The 19,455-nt window shown below is 72.8% G+C and carries 14 protein-coding genes and 1 tRNA gene; 4 read left to right on the forward strand and 11 right to left on the reverse strand.

What is annotated here, in order from left to right:
• Nucleotides 1-51: 51 nt before the first annotated feature.
• From ACZ6RT_RS25550 to ACZ6RT_RS25575, 6 genes are all read right to left on the reverse strand, one after another.
• Complete coding sequence (locus ACZ6RT_RS25550; protein ID WP_470156608.1) at nucleotides 52-900, reverse strand: hypothetical protein; 849 nt, start codon at nucleotides 898-900, stop codon at nucleotides 52-54.
• A gap of 177 nt (nucleotides 901-1,077) precedes the next feature.
• Nucleotides 1,078-2,673, reverse strand: a complete 1,596-nt coding sequence (locus ACZ6RT_RS25555; protein ID WP_470156610.1) for an acyl-CoA synthetase — start codon at nucleotides 2,671-2,673, stop codon at nucleotides 1,078-1,080.
• Nucleotides 2,674-2,691: 18 nt separating this feature from the next.
• On the reverse strand, nucleotides 2,692-3,849 hold the full coding sequence (locus ACZ6RT_RS25560; protein ID WP_399186054.1) for a thiolase domain-containing protein: 1,158 nt from the start codon (nucleotides 3,847-3,849) through the stop codon (nucleotides 2,692-2,694).
• A 76-nt stretch (nucleotides 3,850-3,925) separates the two neighbouring features.
• A complete protein-coding gene (locus ACZ6RT_RS25565) occupies nucleotides 3,926-4,945 on the reverse strand; it encodes a thiolase domain-containing protein (protein WP_470156612.1) in 1,020 nt (339 codons plus the stop codon).
• Nucleotides 4,946-5,770 (reverse strand): Zn-ribbon domain-containing OB-fold protein, encoded by an 825-nt coding sequence (locus ACZ6RT_RS25570; protein WP_470156705.1) that lies wholly within the window; start codon nucleotides 5,768-5,770, stop codon nucleotides 4,946-4,948.
• Between the two features lie 127 nt (nucleotides 5,771-5,897).
• Entirely contained in the window at nucleotides 5,898-7,448 is a 1,551-nt protein-coding gene (locus ACZ6RT_RS25575) for an acyl-CoA synthetase (protein ID WP_470156614.1), read from the reverse strand.
• 257 nt (nucleotides 7,449-7,705) lie between these two features.
• Here ACZ6RT_RS25575 and ACZ6RT_RS25580 point away from each other — a divergent pair, with 257 nt between their 5' ends.
• A complete protein-coding gene (locus tag ACZ6RT_RS25580; protein ID WP_470156616.1) occupies nucleotides 7,706-8,521 on the forward strand; it encodes a crotonase/enoyl-CoA hydratase family protein in 816 nt (271 codons plus the stop codon).
• Nucleotides 8,522-8,634: 113 nt separating this feature from the next.
• Here the strand turns inward: ACZ6RT_RS25580 and ACZ6RT_RS25585 are convergent, their stop codons facing one another.
• The 5 genes from ACZ6RT_RS25585 to ACZ6RT_RS25605 all read right to left on the reverse strand — a co-directional run bounded on the left by ACZ6RT_RS25585 (nucleotide 8,635) and on the right by ACZ6RT_RS25605 (nucleotide 14,652).
• Nucleotides 8,635-10,266: an FAD-dependent oxidoreductase gene (locus ACZ6RT_RS25585; RefSeq protein WP_399186050.1), complete on the reverse strand. Its 1,632-nt coding sequence runs from the start codon at nucleotides 10,264-10,266 to the stop codon at nucleotides 8,635-8,637.
• A 2-nt stretch (nucleotides 10,267-10,268) separates the two neighbouring features.
• The gene (locus tag ACZ6RT_RS25590) at nucleotides 10,269-11,120 is read right to left on the reverse strand and encodes a carbohydrate ABC transporter permease (RefSeq protein WP_399186049.1); all 852 of its coding nucleotides are present in this window, start codon (nucleotides 11,118-11,120) and stop codon (nucleotides 10,269-10,271) included.
• Nucleotides 11,120-12,079, reverse strand: a complete 960-nt coding sequence (locus ACZ6RT_RS25595) for a carbohydrate ABC transporter permease (protein ID WP_470156618.1) — start codon at nucleotides 12,077-12,079, stop codon at nucleotides 11,120-11,122. Before ACZ6RT_RS25595 ends, ACZ6RT_RS25590 begins: the two co-directional genes overlap by 1 nt.
• Nucleotides 12,079-13,425, reverse strand: coding sequence for an extracellular solute-binding protein (locus ACZ6RT_RS25600; protein ID WP_470156620.1), 1,347 nt, complete (start codon nucleotides 13,423-13,425; stop codon nucleotides 12,079-12,081). Before ACZ6RT_RS25600 ends, ACZ6RT_RS25595 begins: the two co-directional genes overlap by 1 nt.
• A 207-nt stretch (nucleotides 13,426-13,632) precedes the next feature.
• Nucleotides 13,633-14,652, reverse strand: a complete 1,020-nt coding sequence (locus tag ACZ6RT_RS25605; RefSeq protein ID WP_470156622.1) for a LacI family DNA-binding transcriptional regulator — start codon at nucleotides 14,650-14,652, stop codon at nucleotides 13,633-13,635.
• Between the two features lie 242 nt (nucleotides 14,653-14,894).
• On the opposite strand from ACZ6RT_RS25605, the gene ACZ6RT_RS25610 reads away from it, so the two are divergent.
• The 3 genes from ACZ6RT_RS25610 to ACZ6RT_RS25620 all read left to right on the forward strand — a co-directional run bounded on the left by ACZ6RT_RS25610 (nucleotide 14,895) and on the right by ACZ6RT_RS25620 (nucleotide 19,334).
• Complete coding sequence (locus tag ACZ6RT_RS25610; RefSeq protein ID WP_470156624.1) at nucleotides 14,895-17,036, forward strand: 3-keto-alpha-glucoside-1,2-lyase-like domain-containing protein; 2,142 nt, start codon at nucleotides 14,895-14,897, stop codon at nucleotides 17,034-17,036.
• Between the two features lie 262 nt (nucleotides 17,037-17,298).
• Nucleotides 17,299-17,358: transfer RNA gene (locus ACZ6RT_RS25615), tRNA-Ser, on the forward strand.
• A 302-nt stretch (nucleotides 17,359-17,660) separates the two neighbouring features.
• Nucleotides 17,661-19,334, forward strand: a complete 1,674-nt coding sequence (locus ACZ6RT_RS25620) for a TROVE domain-containing protein (RefSeq protein WP_470156626.1) — start codon at nucleotides 17,661-17,663, stop codon at nucleotides 19,332-19,334.
• Nucleotides 19,335-19,455 lie beyond the last annotated feature (121 nt).

The following is a 19,455-nucleotide window of genomic DNA, read 5'->3' on the forward strand; positions in this document are numbered from 1 at the left end:
GGCCGGACCGGCGGACGCGTGCCGGGGACAGGGGCGCGGCGGGAGGGCGGCTCAGGGAAGAACCGCCTCCCAGCGAGCGACCAGGACCCTGTCCCCGGCCCGCACCCCCACCTCGTCCCCCGGACCGCCCAGGGCCGCCCGCACCGCCTCCGCCTGCTCTCCCCGGTACTCCCGGACGCCGTGGTTGCCGGACGTGATGGGGGTGGGGACGCCCCTGGGCCAGGCCGCCTCGCGGCCGGTCCGGGTGTTCGGGTCCTCGTACATGGTGACCGTGATCGGCCCGGTGCGGTCGGGGGTGCCGGTGGAGCGGATCCGGGCGGTCAGCGCGCCGAGACGGTCGATCGCGGCGACGATCCTCGCGTCCTCGGCCGTCGGGGACCCCTCCAGCCGGGTCTCGTGGGTCCTGCCGGCCGCGTCCACCACGGTGACGACGGCGAAGGGCTGGTCGGTGGCGCCCCCGGTGCGGTCGAGCGTGCCCTCCCGCCCCGCCAGGTCCGCGGTGAGCCCGGCCCGCAGCTCGCGCAGCTCGGCCCGCGGCAGCGTGACGGCGACCAGCTCCCCCTTCCGCAGGGACAGGGCCCGCCCTCCGGCGGTGACGCTCATGGCGTCGCCCCCGTCGCAGGTCATCCCGAGGCACCGGTGGAACCGGACCACGACGTCGGACGGCCGGTCCCCGGGGACCCCGGCGCCTTCGGTGCTTCCCGGGGTGCCCGGGGTGCCCGGGGTCTCCGTGCTCCCGGTGCTTCCGGTGCTCCCCCTGCTCCCGGTGCTCCCGGTGCCTTCGCCGCTCCCGGTGGGCTCGACGGTCGCGCCGCTCACGGTGCCCGTGGGTCCCCCGGAGCAGCCCGCCAGCAGGAGCAGGAGCAGGAGCGTGACGGCGGCCAGCAGTATGCGGATCACACCCTCGGAACGGATCGGGCGCCCGCGCGGTTCACCCGCCCGGCCCCGTCACCCGGCCCTCCCCGCTCTCCTGCGGGACCTGCCCTCCGAGCCTCCGGGGGCCTGCGGGACCTGCTCTCCGCGCCTCCGTGCACCTGCTCTGCGGGTGGAACCCCGGGTGCGGAGCGTGTGCCCGGGTCAGGCCGGGGACTGCTCGGCGGCCTCGGCCGTCCGCCTGGCCCAGCGGTAGTCGGCCTTGCCCGCCGGGGAGCGGACCATCTCCTCGACGAACGCGAACGTCCGGGGCACCTTGTAGCCGGAGATCCTCTCCCGGCAGTGGGCCCGCAGCTCCTCGGCCGTCGGGGCCGCCCCCGGGCGCGGTTCGATCACCGCGGCCACCCGGCTGCCCCACCGCTCGTCCGGGACGCCGGTCACCACCGCGTCGAAGACCGCGGGATGGCCCTTGAGGACCGCCTCGACCTCCTCGGGGAAGACCTTCTCCCCTCCGGTGTTGATGCAGACCGCCCCCCTGCCGAGGATCGCGATCGTGCCGTCCTTCTCGACCGTGGCCATGTCCCCGGTGAGCAGCCAGCGCACGCCGTGCCGGTCGGTCACGAAGGTACGGGCCGTCTTGGCCTCGTCCCTGTAGTAGCCGGAGGCGATGCGGCCGCTCCTGGCGATGGTGCCCACCTCGCCCGAGCCCGGCACGACCGGTTCCAGGGACCCGTCGAGCACGGCCAGCCCGGCGGTGGGGTTGGCCTGGTAGCGCAGCCCGGCCTCCGGGGAGGAGCCGGGGACCGCCGAGGCGGTGTAGCCCGACTCGGTGGAGCCGAAGCTGTCGATGATCATCCGGCCGGGGAGCAGTTCCTCCAGCCGGGCGCGTACCGACCCGCTGAGGATCGCGCCGGTGGAGCTGAGCACGAACAGCGACGACAGGTCGTACGCGCCGGTCGCGATCTCGTCGGCCAGCGGCCGGGCCATGGCGTCACCGGTGATGTTGACGCTCAGCACCTTCTCCCGCTCGATCGTCCGCAGCACCTCGGCCGCGTCGAACTTCCGCACGTACGCCATGGTGCCGCCCATCCACCAGGTGATGAACGTGGCCATCTGGGCGGCGCCGTGCATCAGGGGGGCGACGGCCATCATCGTCATCGGGCCCGAGGCGACGGCCGCGTCGATCACCTCCTGCGGGCTGGTGCGCGGCTCGCCGTAGGGGTTTCCGCCGCCGAAGGCGAAGAACAGGTCCTCGCTCCGCCACATCACGCCCTTGGGCATGCCGGTGGTCCCGCCGGTGTAGATGATGTAGAGGTCGTCGGCGGAGCGCGCCGGAAACCCGCGGGTCTCCGGCCGATCCGCCAGCGCCTCCTCGTAGCGCACCGCTCCCTCGACCGTGGCGGGGCCGCCCACCGCGACCAGGTGCCGCAGGGCGGGCACCCGCGGCACCACGGCCGCCACCCGGTCTGCGAACTCCACGTCGTACAGCAGCGCCACGATGTCGGAGTCGTCGTAGAGGTAGAGCAGCTCGGCCTCGACGTAGCGGTAGTTGACGTTGACCGGCACCGCCCGGAGCTTGAGCGCCGCCAGGATCGCCGCGACGTACTCGACGCCGTTGTACAGGTGCACGCCCACGTGCTGCCCGGCGCGCACGCCGCGGTCGTGCAGGAAGTGGGCGAGCCGGTTGGCGTGCGCGTCCAGCCCGGCGTAGGTCAGGCGGCGTTCGCCGCAGACGACGGCCACGCGATCCCCGATCGCGTCGGCGAGTCCTTCGAACAGATCCGCGTGGTTGAACTCCATCGCACCCCTCCTGGGGGATCAGGGTTTGTCGCTGCCGACCATCCACATCGCGAAGAACTGCGCGCCGCCCCCGTAGGCGTGCCCGAGGGCCCGCCGGGCCCCGTCGACCTGGTGCTCCCCGGCCATGCCGCGGACCTGGAGCGCCGCCTCGGCGAACCGGATCAGCCCGGAGGCGCCGATCGGGTTGCTCGACAGCACGCCGCCCGAGGGGTTCCACGGGATGTCCCCGTCCAGGGCGGTGGCCCCGGACTCGGTGAGCTTCCAGCCCTCCCCCTCGGCGGCGAAGCCGAGGTTCTCCAGCCACATCGGCTCGTACCAGGAGAAGGGCACGTACACCTCGGCGACGTCGATCTCCCTGCGCGGGTCGGTGATCCCGGCCTGCCGGTAGACGTCGGCCGCGCAGTCCTTGCCGCCCCGCGGGTTCACGGTGTCGCGGCCCGCGCGGAAGATCGGCTCGGAGCGCATGGCGGTGCCCAGCACCCAGGCGGGGGTGGTGCCGGTGAGCCTGTCGGCCGCGGCCAGCACCATCGCGCAGGCGCCGTCGGAGGACGGGCAGGTGTCGAGGTAGCGGATCGGCTCCCAGAGCATCGGGGTCGACTCGACCATCCTCAGGTCGATCCCGGGGATCCTCAGGTGCGCGTACGGGTTCCTCAGCGCGTTGAGCCGATCCTTGACGGCCACCAGGTGGCCGACGTGCCCCGGGGCGCCGGAGCGGCGGATGTACTCGCGGATGTGCGGGGCGAAGTAGCCGCCCGCGCCGACGACCAGCGAGGCGCTGAACGGCAGGTGGGTGGACAGGGCCCAGGTGGCGTTGGACTCCGACTGCTTCTCGAACGCCACCACCAGCACCCGCTCGTGCACGCCGCCCTGGATCAGCGAGGCGCCGACGAGCGCGGTGGAGCCGCCGACCGAGCCCGCGGTGTGCACCCGCATCATCGGCTTGCCCGCGGCGCCCAGCGCGTCGGCCAGGTACGCCTCGGGCATCATCACGCCCTCGAACAGGTCGGGCGCCTTGCCGATGACGACCGCGTCGATGTCCTTCCAGGTCAGGTCCGCGTCCACCAGGGCGCGCTGGGCGGCCTCGCGGACCAGCCCGGCGATGGAGACGTCGTGCCGCTTGGTCGTGTAGCGGGTCTGGCCGACGCCGATGACGGCGCAGGGGTCACCACTGCTCATGCTCGCTCACCGTTCCTCGCTCGCTTCCCGGTCGCGCGGGCCCCGCCGCCCTCAGCGGCTCCACCGGCTCCATCGGCTACGCCTCCATCACGGCGACGAGGTTCTGCTGCAGGCAGGGGCCGGCCGCGGCGTGCCCGACGACGCGGTCCGCGGTGCCGTCCAGGATGCGCCCGGCCGCCTCGCCGATCCTGATCAGGCCGGTGGCCATGACCGGGTTGGCGGCCAGCGGGCCACCGCTGGGGTTGATCCGGGTGCCCTCGGGAAGCTCCAGCGCCCGGCGCAGCACGACCTCCTCGTGGCTGAACTGCGCGTGCAGCTCGGCCACGTCGACGGCTCCCTTCCCGACCCCCGCGGCCCGCGCCGCGCCGGCGGCCGAGACCGACCGGGACAGGTCGCGCATGCCCAGGTAGTGCGGCTCGATCCGGTGGGCGATCCCGGTGATCCAGGCCGGACGCTCGGCGAGCTCCCCGGCCACCTCCCCGGCGGCCAGCACCAGCGCGGCGGCGCCGTCGGTGATCGGCGCGATGTCGTACGGCCGCAGCGGCGCGACCTCGGTCTCCGCTCCCTCCGGTTCCGGCAGGTCCAGGGCGTGCGGGTTGGCCCGGCCGTCGGCGCGGCTGCGCCGCACGATCTCGTCCAGCTCGGCCCGGTCGGCCCCCACCGCGGACGCCTGCAGCGCCGCGAAGGAGACCTGGTCCAGGCCGAGCGGGGCCAGGTAGTACGGGTCGAGCTGGAGCGTCATGATCTCCCGCAGGTCGCCCAGGGAGGACTTGCCGAAGCCGTAGACCAGGGCCGTGTCGACGTCGCCGTGCTGGAGCCTGACCCACGCCTCGTACAGCGCCCAGGCCGCGTCCATCTCGACGTGGCTCTCGGAGATCGGCGGCCAGGCGCCGAGCGCGTCCAGCGCGGAGACGAAGGAGAACGGCGCGCCCGCCAGGTAGTCGCACGACCCCGAGCAGGTGAAGCCGAACGTGCGCAGCCCGGTGGCGGCCCTGACCTCGTCCAGCGGCGGCAGGATCAGCTCGGACTCGCTCTGCCCCTCGTCGACGGCGCTGTGCCGGGTCTGCGCGAACGCCACGATCGCTATCTCGCGCATCTACAGCTCCACGTCCGGCTCGCCGGTGGGGGTGAACCACCTGATGTTCGACATGGACATCGTCCGTTCCTCCTCGGGCACCCACACGGCCCGCACCCGCATGCCCTGGCGCACCTCGTGCGCCGGGACCCCGCCGACCAGCGCGATCATCGGGATGTCGGTGCCGTCCAGCCGGATGTACGCCGAGACGAACGGCACCTCGGGGGCACGCGGGTCGGGCAGGTTGTTGATGGCGAAGGTGGTGATCGTGCCGGTGTCCGGGACGACCGTCTCCTCGGTGATCGTGACGCCGCACTCGGGGCAGGAGAGCCGGTAGGGCACGTAGACCTTCCCGCAGGTGCCGCACCGGCAGCCGATGAGCACGCCCTGGGCGACCCCTTCCAGGAAGCGGGTCAGCGCCAGGCCGGGGGTGACGGTGTACTCGACGCGGACCTCGGAGACGATCCTGGTGACCTCGGGCACGAAGCTCTCGATGTCGGTGATGTGGCCGGTGCGCGCGGCCCGCCAGCGGGGGCGGACCCGCAGCCCCGGGCGCATCGCCTTGACGTCTCCGGCGTCCACCGCGTGCACCAGCGCGGTGTCGGCGCCGTCCAGCCGGATCAGCGCCCAGGCGAACGGCCGGTCCAGCGGGTGGCCCTTGCGCGGCGTGTTCACCCACGCCCAGCTCTCCACGGTGCCGGCCGGGCCGACCTCGGTGTACTCGCCGGTGACCGGCTCGCCGGTGTCGGGGTCGTACTCCAGCGGGGGCACCAGCGTCCGCCCGGTGGCCGTGCGGACCCCGACGAGGCGCCCGTCGCGCAGCTCGGTGAGGAAGCGCCCGATCACCGGCCCGGTGGTGCGGGTGTAGCCGCCGGGGAACTCCAGCACGTGCGTCGCCCGCAGCGCGCCGCCGCCGCCGTCGCCGCCGTCCCCGCCGTGGTCGCCGCCGTCGCCGGGGTGCCCGGCGGTCTCGCTAGATGGCACGTTCGCGTCCCTCCCAGTACGGGTCACGCAGCTTGCGTTTGAGGAGCTTGCCGTTGGGCTCGCGGGGCATCTCCTCGATGAAGTCGACGGAGCGGGGCCACTTCATCCTCGCCAGGCGGCCCCGGAGCGACTCGACCAGCTCGGCGGCCAGCTCGGGCGAGGGGGTCACCCCGGGGGCGGGCTCGACCACGGCCTTGATCTGCTCGCCCCACTCGTCGTCCGGGATGCCGAACACGGCCACGTCCGCGACCTTGGGGTGGACCATCAGCTCGTTCTCGATCTCGGCCGGGTAGATGTTGGCCCCGCCGGAGATGATCATGTCGGCCTTGCGGTCGCAGAGGAAGAGGAAGCCCTCCTCGTTGAGGTAGCCGATGTCGCCGACGGTGAAGTGGTCGCGCAGCCGGTTCGCCGCGGTCTTGACCGGGTCGCCCTTGTACTCGAAGGCGACCCCGGCCATCTTCATGTAGACGGTGCCGGGGGTCCCGGCCGGGACGGGCTCCAGATTCTCGTCCACGATGAGCAGCTCGCTGATCGGCCAGGCGGTGCCGACCGTGCCGGGGTACCGCCTCCAGCCCTCGGGGGTGGCGATGGTGCCGCCGCCCTCGGTCGCGGCGTAGTACTCGTAGATGCAGTCGCCCCACCATTCGAGCATCGCCCACTTCACCGGGACCGGGCAGGGGGCCGCGGCGTGGATCATCCACCTGAGCGAGGAGAGGTCGTACTTCGCCCGCGTCCCGGCCGGGAGCGCGAGCAGGCGCTTGAAGTGGGTGGGGACCATGTGGGAGCTGGTGACGCGGTACCTCTCGCAGAGCCGGAGCGTCTCCTCGGCGTCCCACCTGTCCATGTAGACGAGGGTGTGCCCCATGTGCAGGGCCGTCCCGCCGAACTGGGTGACCGCGGTGTGGTAGTTCGGCGAGGTGACCAGGTGGGCGTTCTCCCCGAGCGGGGTGACGCCGAACAGGGTGAGCAGGAACGTCATCAGCTCGGCGGCGTCGTCGGGGTCCAGCCCGCTGAGGGGGCGGCGCACCCCCTTGGGCCTGCCGGTGGTGCCGGAGGTGTAGTGCATGGTGGCACCCGCGGTGCGGTCGGCCGGGGCGGTGTCCGGCCGGCCTTCGGTGAGGTCCGAGACCGGCCGCGCCCCCTCCACGCGGCCGAACGCGAAGACGCGCTCGGGGGCGATGCCGGACGCGGCGGCGCCGCGCATGCCCTCCTCGGCGTGGCGCTCGTCCACGAAGAAGGCCCCGGCCTCGCTGTCGGCGACGATGTAGCCGATCTCGGGGCCGGTGAGGTGCCAGTTGATCGGGGTGTAGTACCACCCGGCCTGGAGGGCGGCCAGGTAGAGGACCAGCCCGTCGGAGCCGTTGGGCACGAGCCCGCACACGCCGTCGCCCGGCCGCAGGCCGAGGTCGCGCAGGCCGTGGACGAGCCGGTTGGCACGGGCCAGGAGGTCGCCGGCGCGGTGTTCGGTGCCGTCCGGGTCCACCGCGGCCACCCAGGCGGGGTCGGCGGCGGCCAGTCTCCAGAAACCGAGCGTGCCCATCGGCCGTCCTCTCTGTCGAAAGGCTCCGGGACCGTCAGGGTGAATCACGTTCTCTTTTTTGCTTCAACCCCTGGCGGAACGGGAAAGATGGAACAAGAATTCGTTCTTGTACGCATGGGCAGACTAACCCCGGGAGACATGCCGAGCAAGCGCTTGATATAAGCCACCGGTCCCGCCCGGACCTCGACTCTTTCACGCCCTGCGGCACCCGATCCAGGAGTGCCGGGCACGTGCTCGTGACCAACGGAGGTCGTCCCGTGGAGCTTCTGCCGATCAGCACCCCGCACTGCCGGATCGAGCGTGACGGCCACGTGGTCGTCGTCACCATGGACCGGCCCGAGGCGCGGAACGCCCTCTCCACGGACATGCTGGTCGGCCTGGCCGACGCCTGGGCGTACGTCTCGGCCGAGCCCGGGGTGCGCGTCGCCGTGCTGACCGGTGCGAACGGGACGTTCTGCGCGGGCGCCGACCTCAAGGCCATGGGCACCCCCTCGCAGGACCCCCGGGTCAGGGAGCGGGCCGCGGCCATCCCGGACTTCCACTGGAAGGGCCTGCTCCGCGACACCGGGGCGCTGCCGTCCAAGCCGGTCGTCTGCGCGGTCGAGGGGTACGCCGTGGCCGGGGGCACCGAGCTGCTGGTCGGCACCGACCTGCGGGTGGTCGCCGAGTCGGCGACGCTCGGCCTGTTCGAGGCGAGGCGCGCCCTGTTCCCGATGGGCGGCTCGGCCGTCCGGCTCCCGCGCCGGATCCCCTACGCCTTCGCCATGGACATCCTGCTGACCGGCCGGGCCGTCACCGCCGCCGAGGCGCTGTCCATGGGCCTGGTCAACCGGGTCGTCCCCGACGGCCGGGCGCTGGCCGTCGCCCTGGAGATCGCCGGTCAGGTCGCCGAGTGCGGCCCGCTCGCCGTCCAGGCCATCCTGCGCACCTACCGCGAGACCCTGGGCATGGCCGAGGCCGAGGCGCTGAAGGTCTCCGACGGCCTGGGCTGGCCGGTGATCGGTTCCGAGGACGCCAAGGAGGGCTCGCGCGCCTTCCGCGAGAAGCGCCCGGCCGTCTACCGGGGCGAGTGACCCCCGGGCCCGTCCCTCACGGGCCGGGCCGGGGCGGTCGTGCCGGTCTCCCGCGAACCGGTGGGCGGCGGGCCCCGGACACGGACCCGGCCGGTGCGGCCGGTGCGGTCGCGTCAGTCCTCCACGAGCTGCGGGACGGCGGGCTGCCGGCCGCACGGGGTGGTCCTGATCTCCTCCGGCCAGGCGAGGGCGATGCCGAGGGTCTCGGTCAGCGTCCGCCGGAAGTCGGCGAGCCGGGCCGGGTCGGAGCGGATCTTGCGCGGCGGCAGGCCGACGGCCAGCGCCTGCGCCACCAGCGCGCCCACGGCCTCGCCGATGCTCCACTCCACGGGGTGCAGCCGGTAGCAGCCGTTGGTGACGTGGGTAGTGCCGATGTTCTTGTTCGCGGGCAGCAGGTTGTCGACCCGCTGCGGCAGCAGCGCGCCGAGCGGGATCTGGAAGGGGTAGCAGTCGACGTCGACGTAGGTGCGGCCGGACGTGCTCGGGTGCAGGTCGATCCGGTACGAGCCCAGCCCGACCGCGTCGGCGAACACCTCGGACCCGGCGAGGGACCCTGCGAGGGACCCGCCGCCGGAACCCGCGCGCGCCTGGACCCCGACATGCTGCTCCAGCACGGTGAACTCGGCCCTGATCCGCCGCGACTCGCGGACGTACACCGACTTGGCCAGGCCGTCCTCGGTGCCGACGAGGTCGGGACGCAACCGCAGGCCCGGGTACCCGGCCTCGGTCTGCATCCAGTACAGGAACGACAGCGACAGGTCGCGGGCACCGGCCAGCGCGGCGTCCCGGTCGGCGCCGGGGCCGATCAGCGGCCGGTCCCAGTAGTCGATCTGCGGCCAGTTCACCAGGGTGACGTCGCGGGAGATGACGCCGGGCTCGTACTGCTCCGCGGCCACGATCCGGCGGAAGTGCCACAGGTCGTGCTCCCCGGGGACGTGCCCGTTGTCGTGGAACAGGCCGCGCGAGCGTACCGACAGGTCGATCGGCTCCACGTCCGTCCAGGACAGCTGGGGTCCGGGCCAGAACGGGGGCCGGTGGGTGCTCCAGTGGGCGTAGCCGGCCGGGCGGTCGATCGTGTGGTCCTCGCCCGGACGGTACTCCAGCGGGAAGCACCAGCTGACGGCCTGCTGGTCGAGCGGGTCGGCCACGGGCGCGGCGTGCGGCTCCCCGGTGTCGGCGACGCCCTCGGCGCCCACCACGTGCTCGACCCCGGCCAGCGGGAGCAGGTCGCCGAGATCGGTGGCGTCCACGACGTAGTCGGCCGTCACGACCAGCTCGGTCCCGTCGGGCCGGGCGAAGGTGATCGCGTCGACCCGGTCTCCCGTCACCTCGGCCGCCACGGGCACGTGCCGCAGCAGGACGGTGACCAGCCCCGCGGTCCGGTACGGCGCGAGCAGCTCCTCGATGACGGCCAGCGCCGCCCGGGGCTCGTGGCACAGCCCGCTGACCACGCCGAGGCCCGGGTTGAGCAGGCGCTGCGCGGCCACCGGGGCGCGCAGCGGGTAATTGCGGCGGTAGTGGCCGCGGATGCCCTCGCGCAGCCTGCGGTAGCTCGGCGAGGCGTAGCGCGACTCGATCCACGGGTTCTCGTCCGGCGGGACCGCCTGGGCGGTCAGCTGGCCGCCCAGCCAGTCGGTCTCCTCGGTGAGCACCACCCGCCGGCCGAGTCGCGCCGCGGTCAGCGCCGCGGCGACACCGCCGAGGCCCCCGCCGACCACCAGCACCGGCGCGTGCGTCTCCTGCATGATCATCCCTTCACGCCGCCCTCGGACAGGCCGGCGACGAAACTGCGTTGGTTGAAGACGAAGACGGCCAGGACCGGCAGCAGCACCAGCACCGAGCCGGCCATGGCGGGCCCGTAGGCGACGTTCCCGCCGGTCAGGAACTGGCTCAGGGCCAGCTGGACGGTCTGCGTCCCAGGTGAGCTCGTGATGACGAGCGGCCAGAGGAAGTCGTCCCAGACGGCGGTGAAGGCGAACACCGCGACGGTCGCGACCAGCGGTCTCGCCAGCGGCAGGTAGATCCTCCAGAAGAGCCGGAACTCGCTCGCGCCGTCGACCCGGGCGGCCTCGCCCAGCTCGTCGGGGAGGCCCATGAAGTACTGCCGGGCCAGGAAGACGTTGAGCGGCCCGATCAGGTGCGGCAGGGTCAGCCCGGCCAGCGAGTCGAGCAGCCCGGAGCCGCCCCGCCCGAGCAGGTCGTTCCCGCCCGCCAGCGGGATCCCTTTGGCGATCAGGAACAGCGGGATGACGGTCACCGCCACCGGCACCATCGTGGTCGCGACGATCGTCATGAAGATCGCGTTGCTCCCCCGGTAGGGCAGCTTGGCGAAGGCGTACCCGGCGAGCAGCGCGAACACGCAGTTGGCGACGACGACCAGCAGGGCGACGACCAGCGAGTTCGTCATCGCGGTGGCGAGGTTGCCCGCGTCCAGGGCGACGGAGAAGTTGTCCAGGACCGGGTCGTCCGGCAGCAGCCTCGGCTCGGCCGAGAACACCTCCGACTCCGGCTTGAACGCGATCGAGACCATCCACCAGAACGGGACGAGCACCAGCAGCGTGGCGATGACCAGCGCGACCACGGATCCCGGCCTGCGCATCACTTCCTCCCGTTCCCGCGCATCGCGACGAGCGCGAAGGCGAAGATCGCCGCGAACAGCACGAAGGCCATGGCGCTGGCGGAGCCGAACCGGTTGTTCTGGAACGCCTCCTGGTAGATCAGGTAGTTGGTGGTCGTGGTCGAGCCCAGCGGCCCGCCGCCGGTGAGGATGAAGATCTCGGCGAACGACTGCGACAGGTAGACGATGTTGATCGTGACCACGTAGACCATCACCGGCCGCAGGCCGGGCAGCGTCACGTGCCGGAACCGTGCCCAGGCGCCCGCGCCGTCCATCTTCGCGGCCTCGTACAGGACGCCCGGGATCGCCTGGAGCCCGGCCAGGAAGAGCACCATGTTGCCGCCGAGGGCCTTCCACACCCGCATGACCGCGACCGAGTGCAGGGCGGTGTCCTCGTCGAGGAGCCAGTCGCGGGGGGCGAGGCCGAGGGAGCCCGCCAGGTCGTTGAACCAGCCGTCCGGGGAGTACATCCACAGCCACACCAGGCTGACCGCCGTCAGCGGGACGATCCGGGGCAGGAACAGCCCGGCCCGCAGCAGCCCGATGCCGGGGATCCTCCGGTTGGCCAGCAGCGCCAGGCCGAGCGCGATGCCGACCGCGAACGGCAGCACCTCCGCGACGAACTGGAGGGTCACCCGCAGGGACTTCAGGAAGTCGGCCGAGCCGAGCAGGGCCGTGTAGTTGCCGACGCCGACCGGCCGGGGCGCGCCCCGGTCGAGCGGGCTGTAACTGGTGAAGCTCAGGTAGAACCCGTACAGCACCGGGAAGAGCTGGAAGACGGCCAGGTAGACCAGGACCGGGGCGGTGAAGGCGAGCCCGACGAGCCTGCGGCGCCCGGTCGGGCCCCTGCCCGAGGCGCCCCGGACCCCCCGGATCCCCCGGGGACCGGTCCGCGACGGTGCCGCGGGCCGGTCGCCGCCGCGCTCGGCAAGGAGCGCCATCACTGGGCCGCGAGGAGCGGCCCGGCCTCGGCCGCCGCGTCGTCCAGGGCCTTCTTCGCGGTCGCCTTCCCGGCCAGCGCCTCCTCCAGGTGCTTGTCGAGCACGTCGCGGACCTGCACCCAGGCCGGGACGTTCGGGCTGCCCTGGTAGGCGGGGGCGGCGTCGATGAACGGCTTCAGCAGCGGCTGCCCGGTGACGTAGGCGCCCTGGGCGGCCGAGGCGCGCACCGGGAGCCCGCCGACGGCCTCGGCGTAGCGCTCGTTCACGCCCTTGGAGACCATGAACGCGGTGAACTTCCAGGCGAGGTCCTTCCTCGCCGAGTCGGCGTTGACGAACAGGCCGGTGGTCGCCCCGCCGAAGGTCTTCGCCTCGGCGGACCTCAGCGGGGGCAGCACCCCGATCTTGGAGGCGAGGCCGGGCACGGCCTTGACCATCTGGAGCACCTGGCCCGCGGTCGCGGAGACCATCGCCGCCTTGCCGGTGGCGAGCGGGTTCTGCCCGGCGGGCTGGTTGGCGAAGTCGCGGCCGAGCTGGTCGCTGACCTTGGCGTCGCCGCTGTAGAGACCGGCGAAGTACTCCAGCGCCTTCACGCCTTCGGGTGAGTTCCAGGTGACCTTCCGGCCGTCCTGTGACAGCAGCGTGCCGCCCTCGGAGCCGATCAGCCCCTGGAAGCTCTGCACGCGCTGGATCTTGGCGGACTGGAGCATCAGCCCGGCCCGCTGGATCGTTCCACCGTCGCGGACGGTCAGCTTCCCGGCCGCCTCGGCGGCCTCGGCCCAGGTGGTCGGCTCGGTGACGCCCGCCTCCGACAGCAGGTCCTTGCGGTAGGCGACGAGGACGCCGTTGCCGCCCAGCGGGATCAGGTACTGCCTGCCGTCCACCCGGCCACCGGCCAGGTAGGGCGCGAGGTCGGTCCTGTCCTCGGCGGGCAGGGCGGCGATCCGGTCGTCGAGCGGCTCGATCCGCCCGGCCGCGGCGAAACCGGCGGCGGCGGCCGGGCCGTGGCCGAACACGTCGGGGGCGCTGTTGCCGGCGAAACCGGCGTTGAGCTTGGGCGACATCTGGGCCCAGTCGACGAAGGTGACCTGGACCTTCGCCTTGTTGGCGGCCTCGAACTCCGGCACCAGCCTCTTGGTGACGAGCTCGATCTCCGGGGCGGAGTTGCCGGGGAACCAGACGGTCAGCGCGGCGTTCGCGTCCCCGCCTCCCGCGCCGGTCGCGCCACCGGCGCCATCGGCGCCACCGCCGCCCGTCCCGCAGGCCGTCACGGCGAGAAGGACGCCCGCGGCGGTCGCGGCGGCGAGGAGTCCGCGCCTGTCGACGGACGTCCACCGGTTTGTGATCATGAGCTGCTCCTGTTTCGGAGGGTGATTCGAAAGGGGGAGGGGCGGCTCCCGGCGCTGGACCGCCGGGAGGTGGGAGGTGTTCGTTCGTGGCCGGGAGCCCGGCGGGCCGTCAGGTGGTCATCGGGAGCCGTGGGGCCGGTCGTGGTTCGTCGTCAGGGTCCGGGCGGGCCGATCGGGTGGCCGCCGGGAGGTGAGGTTCGGTCGTGGTCAGGGTCCGGGCGGGCCGATCATGTGGTCGTCGGGCAGGCCGCAGGGCAGCAGGTGGTGCCGGTCGCCCGGGTCCCCGGAACCGGCCAGGATACGGGTGAGCATCTTCACCGCGCTGCGGCCCATCTCGTTGCGGGGGATCCGCAGGCTGCTCCAGCCGCTCTCGGTCATCGTCACCAGGACGACCACCGACATGTCCGCGGGAGCGGCCATGCCGCGCTCGGCCAGCGCGGCGACGAGCTGCCTGGCCAGGGGTTCGTTCTCGGCCAGGACGGCGGTGACGCCACCGGCGTGCGCGGCGTCGACCCAGGCCGGGTCGAGCTGCGACGTGACGTACATCAGCTCGGGCAGTCCCGCGTCGGCGCAGCCGGCCCGGTAGCCGGCCTCCTTGTCGAGGAAGACCTCCATCCGGTCCGGCCCGGTGACGTAGGCGATGCGCCGGTGACCCAGCGCGGCGAGCCTGCCGACGACCTCCCGGGTGGCGCTGGCGTAGTCGGCGCCGACCCAGGCGATCTCGGTGCCGGGCACGGTCCTGCGCCCTATGTGGACGAAGGGGTATCCCTCGGCGGCGAGCCGGGCCAGCTCGGTGGAGCCGGGCTCGACACCGAGCAGGACGCTGCCGTCCGCGAGCGCGAGCCGGTTCATCCCGTCGCTGTAGATCCGGCGGCGGCCGTCGAGGTCCTCGGTGGAGGCGAACAGCACCAGGTCGTAGCCGTCGGCGACGGCCTGCTGCTCGATGCCGACCAGGAACTCGTGGTAGAAGTCGAGCTGGTCGACCGGGAAGATCGACTCGAAGGTGTGGACGCCGAGCAGGCGGTTGCGCTTCCCGCGCAGGCTGCGGGCCGCCGGGTTGGCGGCGTAACCGAGCTGGCGCACCGCCTCCAGCACGCGCTGGACGGTCTGCTCCGGGATCCCGGTCTCCGGGCCCCGGCCGTTGACGACCGCGGAGACCGTGGCCTGGGAGACGCCCGCGAGCCTGGCAACGTCGGCCTGGCGGGCCCGGCGCCGTTGTCCCTCCATCACTCTCCTAATTCGTATCAGTTCAGTGGGGGCAGCCATCAAGGGATGTTGGCTGATTCGTATTGGCGAAACCTTGCAAGACGGACGGGGTGCTGTCAACACCTTCGGCGAAAGGATCTCGAAACCTGCCGGAAACCCGCCCTTGACGGTCGCGAAGCCCGGAGGCTACCTTCCCCCTACGAATCGGGGAAGCGCATGTTTTCGCAGGTCATGTATTACTAATACGAATCAGAGGTATCAGCGTGGGGCTTTCCGGCACCTCGGCCGTCCTGGCGCTCGTCGGCGCACTCCTCCTTCCCCAGGCCGCCCACGCGGCCGGGACCGTCTCCCCCTCCGGCACGGCCGCCGTCTCCCGTACGGCCGCGACCGTCCACACCGGCGCGGACCGGGTCTCCCGTGCCGCCGTCGCCGGGACCACCTACCACGTCGACGCGACCGGCGGCTCCGACACCGCGGCCGGGACCTCGGCCGCGACGGCGTGGAGGACGCTCGGCAAGGTCAACGCCCAGGTCTTCGGCCCCGGCGACCGGATCCTGCTGAAGTCCGGCGGCGTCTGGACGGGCCAGTACCTCGACCTGCGCGGCTCGGGAGCGGCCGGATCGCCGATCGTCCTGGGCCGGTACGGCACCGGCGCCAGGCCCCGCGTCGACTTCGCCGACACGGCCGTGAACGGCGAGGGCTTCGGGGTGCGGCTGCGGAACGTCTCGCACTGGGAGATCGGCGATCTGGAGATCACCAGCGGGCAGCAGCCCACCGACCGGCGGCGCAGCGGGGTCCTCGTCGTCGGCGAGGGCGCCGGCGCGGGGAACCTCGCGCACATCCACGTCAGGAACATGTACGTCCACGACGTGTTCGGCACCGACCGGCGGACCGGCGGGATCAACGTCCACGCCCGGGGAGCCGCCACCGACCCCGAGAGCACCTGGACGGACGTGCTCATCGAGGGCAACACCATCGACAACGTCGCCGACACCGGCATCCAGACCATGACCGACGCGCTGCTCAACACCACCTGGGCGCACGACCTCGACGCCTTCCGGAACCTGGTGATCCGCGGCAACACCGTCACCCGGATCCACCGCGACGGGATCCTCGTCCGCTCCGGGCTGGCCCCGCTCGTCGAGCACAACACCACCGACCGGATCGGCGAGTCCACCACCTCGACGCTGCCGTACCTCGACGACATCGCGGTCGTGGCCGCGCAGTGGATGTACGCCACGACCGACGCGGTCTTCCAGTTCAACCAGGCCTTCCGCACCCGCAGGCTCGACGGCGACGGCCAGCCCTGGGACTTCGACCAGAGGGTCCACCGCAGCGTCTACCAGTACAACTACAGCCAGGACAACGAGGGCGGCACGCTGCTCGTGATGGACCAGACCGACGACAACGTGTTCCGCTACAACATCTCCCAGAACGACCTGGACCGCAGCGTCGGGGTGTTCCACCTGGTCAACGGGTCGGGTGACCTGAAGGTCCACAACAACGTCTTCTACCGCTCGGCCGGGCAGACCGGCCAGATGACCGGGACGTCGACCGGGCAGGTAGCCTACGTCGGCAACATCTTCGTGAACCAGGCAGGCGGCGCCTACAGCATCAGCGGCAACGTCACCTACGACCACAACCTCTACTGGGGGACCAACGCCTCCCAGCCCGACGATCCCCACGAGATCATCGCCGATCCCCGGTTCGTCACGCCGGGCGGCGCGACCGGCCTGGCCTCCGCGGACGCCTACCGGCTCCGGCCGGGCTCGCCCGCGATCGACAGCGGCGTCGCGGTCTCCCCGTCCGGCGGCCGGGACTTCTTCGGGACCACGCTCTACCAGGGCGCCCCCGACCGGGGCGCGCACGAGTCGGCCGCCGTCCCCGCCACCGTCCTGCTGTCGGACGACTTCGGCGACGGCGACGCGGCGGGCTGGACGACCTCCGGCGGGTCGTGGTCGGTCACCGGCGGCGCGTACTCCCAGACCTCCACCGCGCCCGCCGAGAGCCTCGCCGTCACCGGCTCCGTCCCCTGGACCGACCACACCGTCCAGGGGCGGGTCAGGGTGAACACCGCGGGCGCCAACGCGGGCCTGGTCTTCCGGTACGCGTCCGCGTCCGACTTCTACCTGTTCCGGCTCAACGACACGACCGACACCGCCGACCTGTACAGGAAGAGCGGCGGCACGCTCACCCTGCTCGCCGGCGCCTCCGTCCCGATCGTCCCCGGCACGTTCCGCACGCTGAGGGTGACCATGTCCGGCCCGGCCGTCACCGGCTTCGTCGACGGGGCCCAGGTGCTCACCTGGACCGGCCCCGCCACCGGACCGGCGTCCGGCAGGGTCGGCCTGCGCATGCACTCCGGCACCGCGACCCTCGACGACCTGCTCGTCACGACGCCGTAGCCCCCCGGACGCGGGCTGCCTGGGGGTGAGCGCCCGGCCCGGCACCCACCCGCAGGAAATGCAGGTGCGCGCTCTCCGGTGGCTCTGTAGCGTTTCACGTGGTTCGCCGGGCTCGGAGAGGGCACGGGTCGAACCCGGTCGGTCATCGGTTCACAGGTTCGACTCCTGACGGGATCCCCGGATCTCGAAGCCGGCCGGGGTCGCCACATCCGCGTCTTCTCCCGGCCCGGTGAACCGGCCGGTCCTGCCGGCGGTACGGGTCGAATCCGGTCGGTTACCGCCTTCTCAGCGGGTGACGCGGGTTCGAATCCCGCCGGATCCACCCTGTGGATCCGTCGTCCAGCGGCCAAGGACACCTATGCCGGTCGGAGCTCCCACATCCGTACCACCGGCAGGACCGATCGGAAGGGGAGGGCGGGTCGAAGAACGTCGGTTATGGGATCAATGGGTCGCGGGTTCGAGTCCCGCCACCGTGGCCCGGCCACGGTGTAGCTCAGACGGCAGAGCAATTGGAAAAGCCCGGCGTTCGTCACCACATCCGCCCTCCCCTTTCGCGTGCCCGCACCCCGGCGGGCCGCGTCCCCACACCCGCTCCCCGGCGGGTCGAGCCAGAAGGAGAGCGCCATGGCACGTGATCCACTCGCGAGGATCTCCACGATCGTGACGTCGCAGATGCGGCGCCTCCCCGGCCGCCGCGACCAGGTCCGCAACAACGCCGGCGGTTACGGCTTCGCCAAGGACGTCTGGAACGGGCTGGAGGACTTCCTTATCCTCGGCACCACCGGGGGCACGTACTACGTGGGCGAGGACAGGCTGACGGCCGACAACGCCGACGTGCTGTTCCGGGCGATCGACGAGGACGGCCCCCGCGCCGTCCGGCTGATCGTGGACGTCTCCACCGCGCGGCCGCCCCGCGCGCCCAAGCCCCGCCCCGCCGTCTTCGCGCTCGCCGCGGCGTTCGCCCGGGGTGACCCCGGCACCCGCCAGGCCGTCAAGGCCGCGTTCCCGCTGGTCGTGCGGACCACCGACCACCTGGCGATGTTCGTCGGCTACCTCAAGGCTCTCGGCGGCAAGCCGAGCCGCAACGGCTCCTCCCTGGTCGTGGGGCGGGCGCTGCGGACGACCCTGGCGAGCTGGTTCCTGCGCGACGAGCCGGACGCGGTGGCGTTCCGGGCGTGCAAGGCGATGCAGCGCAGGACCCCCGCCGGGGAGGCCCTCGCGCTGCGGGACGTGCTGCGCATCGCCCACCCCGCGGCCGCCACGCCCGAGCACCGGGCGCTGTTCGGGTGGATCGCGGGCAACGTCGGCGACGACGCGGCCCGCGAGGCGCTGCCCGCGGTCGACCGGTTCCTCACGGCCAGGGCGGTCAGCACGCCGGCCGAGGCCGTGCGGGTCGTGTCCGAGCGGCGGGTGCCGTGGGAGTTCCTGCCCGACGCGATGCTGCGCGAGCCCGAGGTCTGGGACGCGCTGGTGGACACGGTCGGCCTGACCGCGCTCATCCGCAACCTCGCGCGGATGACCAGGATCGGCACCCTCGTCCCGCTGGGCGACGCCACCGGCCGCGCGGTCGCGCGCCTCACCGACGCCGAGGCGCTGCTGCGGGCGCGGATCCACCCGATGGACGCCTGGTTGGCCCTGCGCGTCTACGCCTCGGGCCGCTCCCGGCCGAACCCGCGGGCCGAGGTCCAGACGTGGCGGCCGGTCCCGGCGATCCTGGACGCGCTGGAGGAGACCTACGAGCTCTCCTTCGGCACGGTCGAGCCGTCCGGCAGGCGGCTGCTGGTCGCGGTGGACTCCTCGGGGTCGATGAGCGGCACCTGGGGCGGCCGCCTCACCGTGGGCGGGTCGGAGATCGGCTCCCCGTACGAGGTGGGCTGCGCCATGGCGGTCATGCTGGCCCGCATCGAGAGGGGGAACGTGCACGTCATCGACGTCGACACCTCCGTGCACACCTCCCGGGTGAGCGCGCGGACGAACCTGCGGGAGATCGCCTCCTGGCGGCCCTCGGGGGGCGGCACCGACCTGTCGCTGCCGTTCGACTGGGCGCTGCGGAAGAAGCGGCACGTGGACGGCATCGTGGTCTTCACCGACAACGAGACCTGGGCGGGCCGCTCCCACCCCAGCCAGGCGCTGGCCGCCTACCGGAAGGCGGTCAACCCGCGGGTGCGCGTCGTGGTCACCGCGATGACCGCGGCCGGGCACTCGATCGGCGACCCGAAGGACGCGGGCGTGCTCAACATGGCGGGCCTGGACGCGTCCCTGCCCTCGGTGGTGAACGGCTTCCTCCGGAGCCGCTGAGAACGGAGGAGGGGTGGGGGGGGGGGGGGGGGGGGCCGCCCCCCGCAGGGGGGGGGGGGGGGGGCCCCCGCACATCGGTGAGTAACCCCCCCTACACAGGGGGTCGTACGGAGGGACAAAA

It is taken from the genome of Streptosporangium sp. NPDC050148, assembly GCF_055586505.1.

Bases quoted from the DNA above. Each gene is read 5' to 3' on its own strand.
- ACZ6RT_RS25555 (WP_470156610.1), bottom strand. From the start codon at position 2,673: ATGGAGTTCAACCACGCGGATCTGTTCGAAGGACTCGCCGACGCGATC.
- ACZ6RT_RS25560 (WP_399186054.1), bottom strand. From the start codon at position 3,849: ATGAGCAGTGGTGACCCCTGCGCCGTCATCGGCGTCGGCCAGACCCGC.
- ACZ6RT_RS25565 (WP_470156612.1), bottom strand. From the start codon at position 4,945: ATGCGCGAGATAGCGATCGTGGCGTTCGCGCAGACCCGGCACAGCGCC.
- ACZ6RT_RS25575 (WP_470156614.1), bottom strand. From the start codon at position 7,448: ATGGGCACGCTCGGTTTCTGGAGACTGGCCGCCGCCGACCCCGCCTGG.
- ACZ6RT_RS25585 (WP_399186050.1), bottom strand. From the start codon at position 10,266: ATGCAGGAGACGCACGCGCCGGTGCTGGTGGTCGGCGGGGGCCTCGGC.
- ACZ6RT_RS25590 (WP_399186049.1), bottom strand. From the start codon at position 11,120: ATGCGCAGGCCGGGATCCGTGGTCGCGCTGGTCATCGCCACGCTGCTG.
- ACZ6RT_RS25595 (WP_470156618.1), bottom strand. From the start codon at position 12,079: ATGGCGCTCCTTGCCGAGCGCGGCGGCGACCGGCCCGCGGCACCGTCG.
- ACZ6RT_RS25600 (WP_470156620.1), bottom strand. From the start codon at position 13,425: ATGATCACAAACCGGTGGACGTCCGTCGACAGGCGCGGACTCCTCGCC.
- ACZ6RT_RS25605 (WP_470156622.1), bottom strand. From the start codon at position 14,652: ATGGAGGGACAACGGCGCCGGGCCCGCCAGGCCGACGTTGCCAGGCTC.
- ACZ6RT_RS25620 (WP_470156626.1), top strand. From the start codon at position 17,661: ATGGCACGTGATCCACTCGCGAGGATCTCCACGATCGTGACGTCGCAG.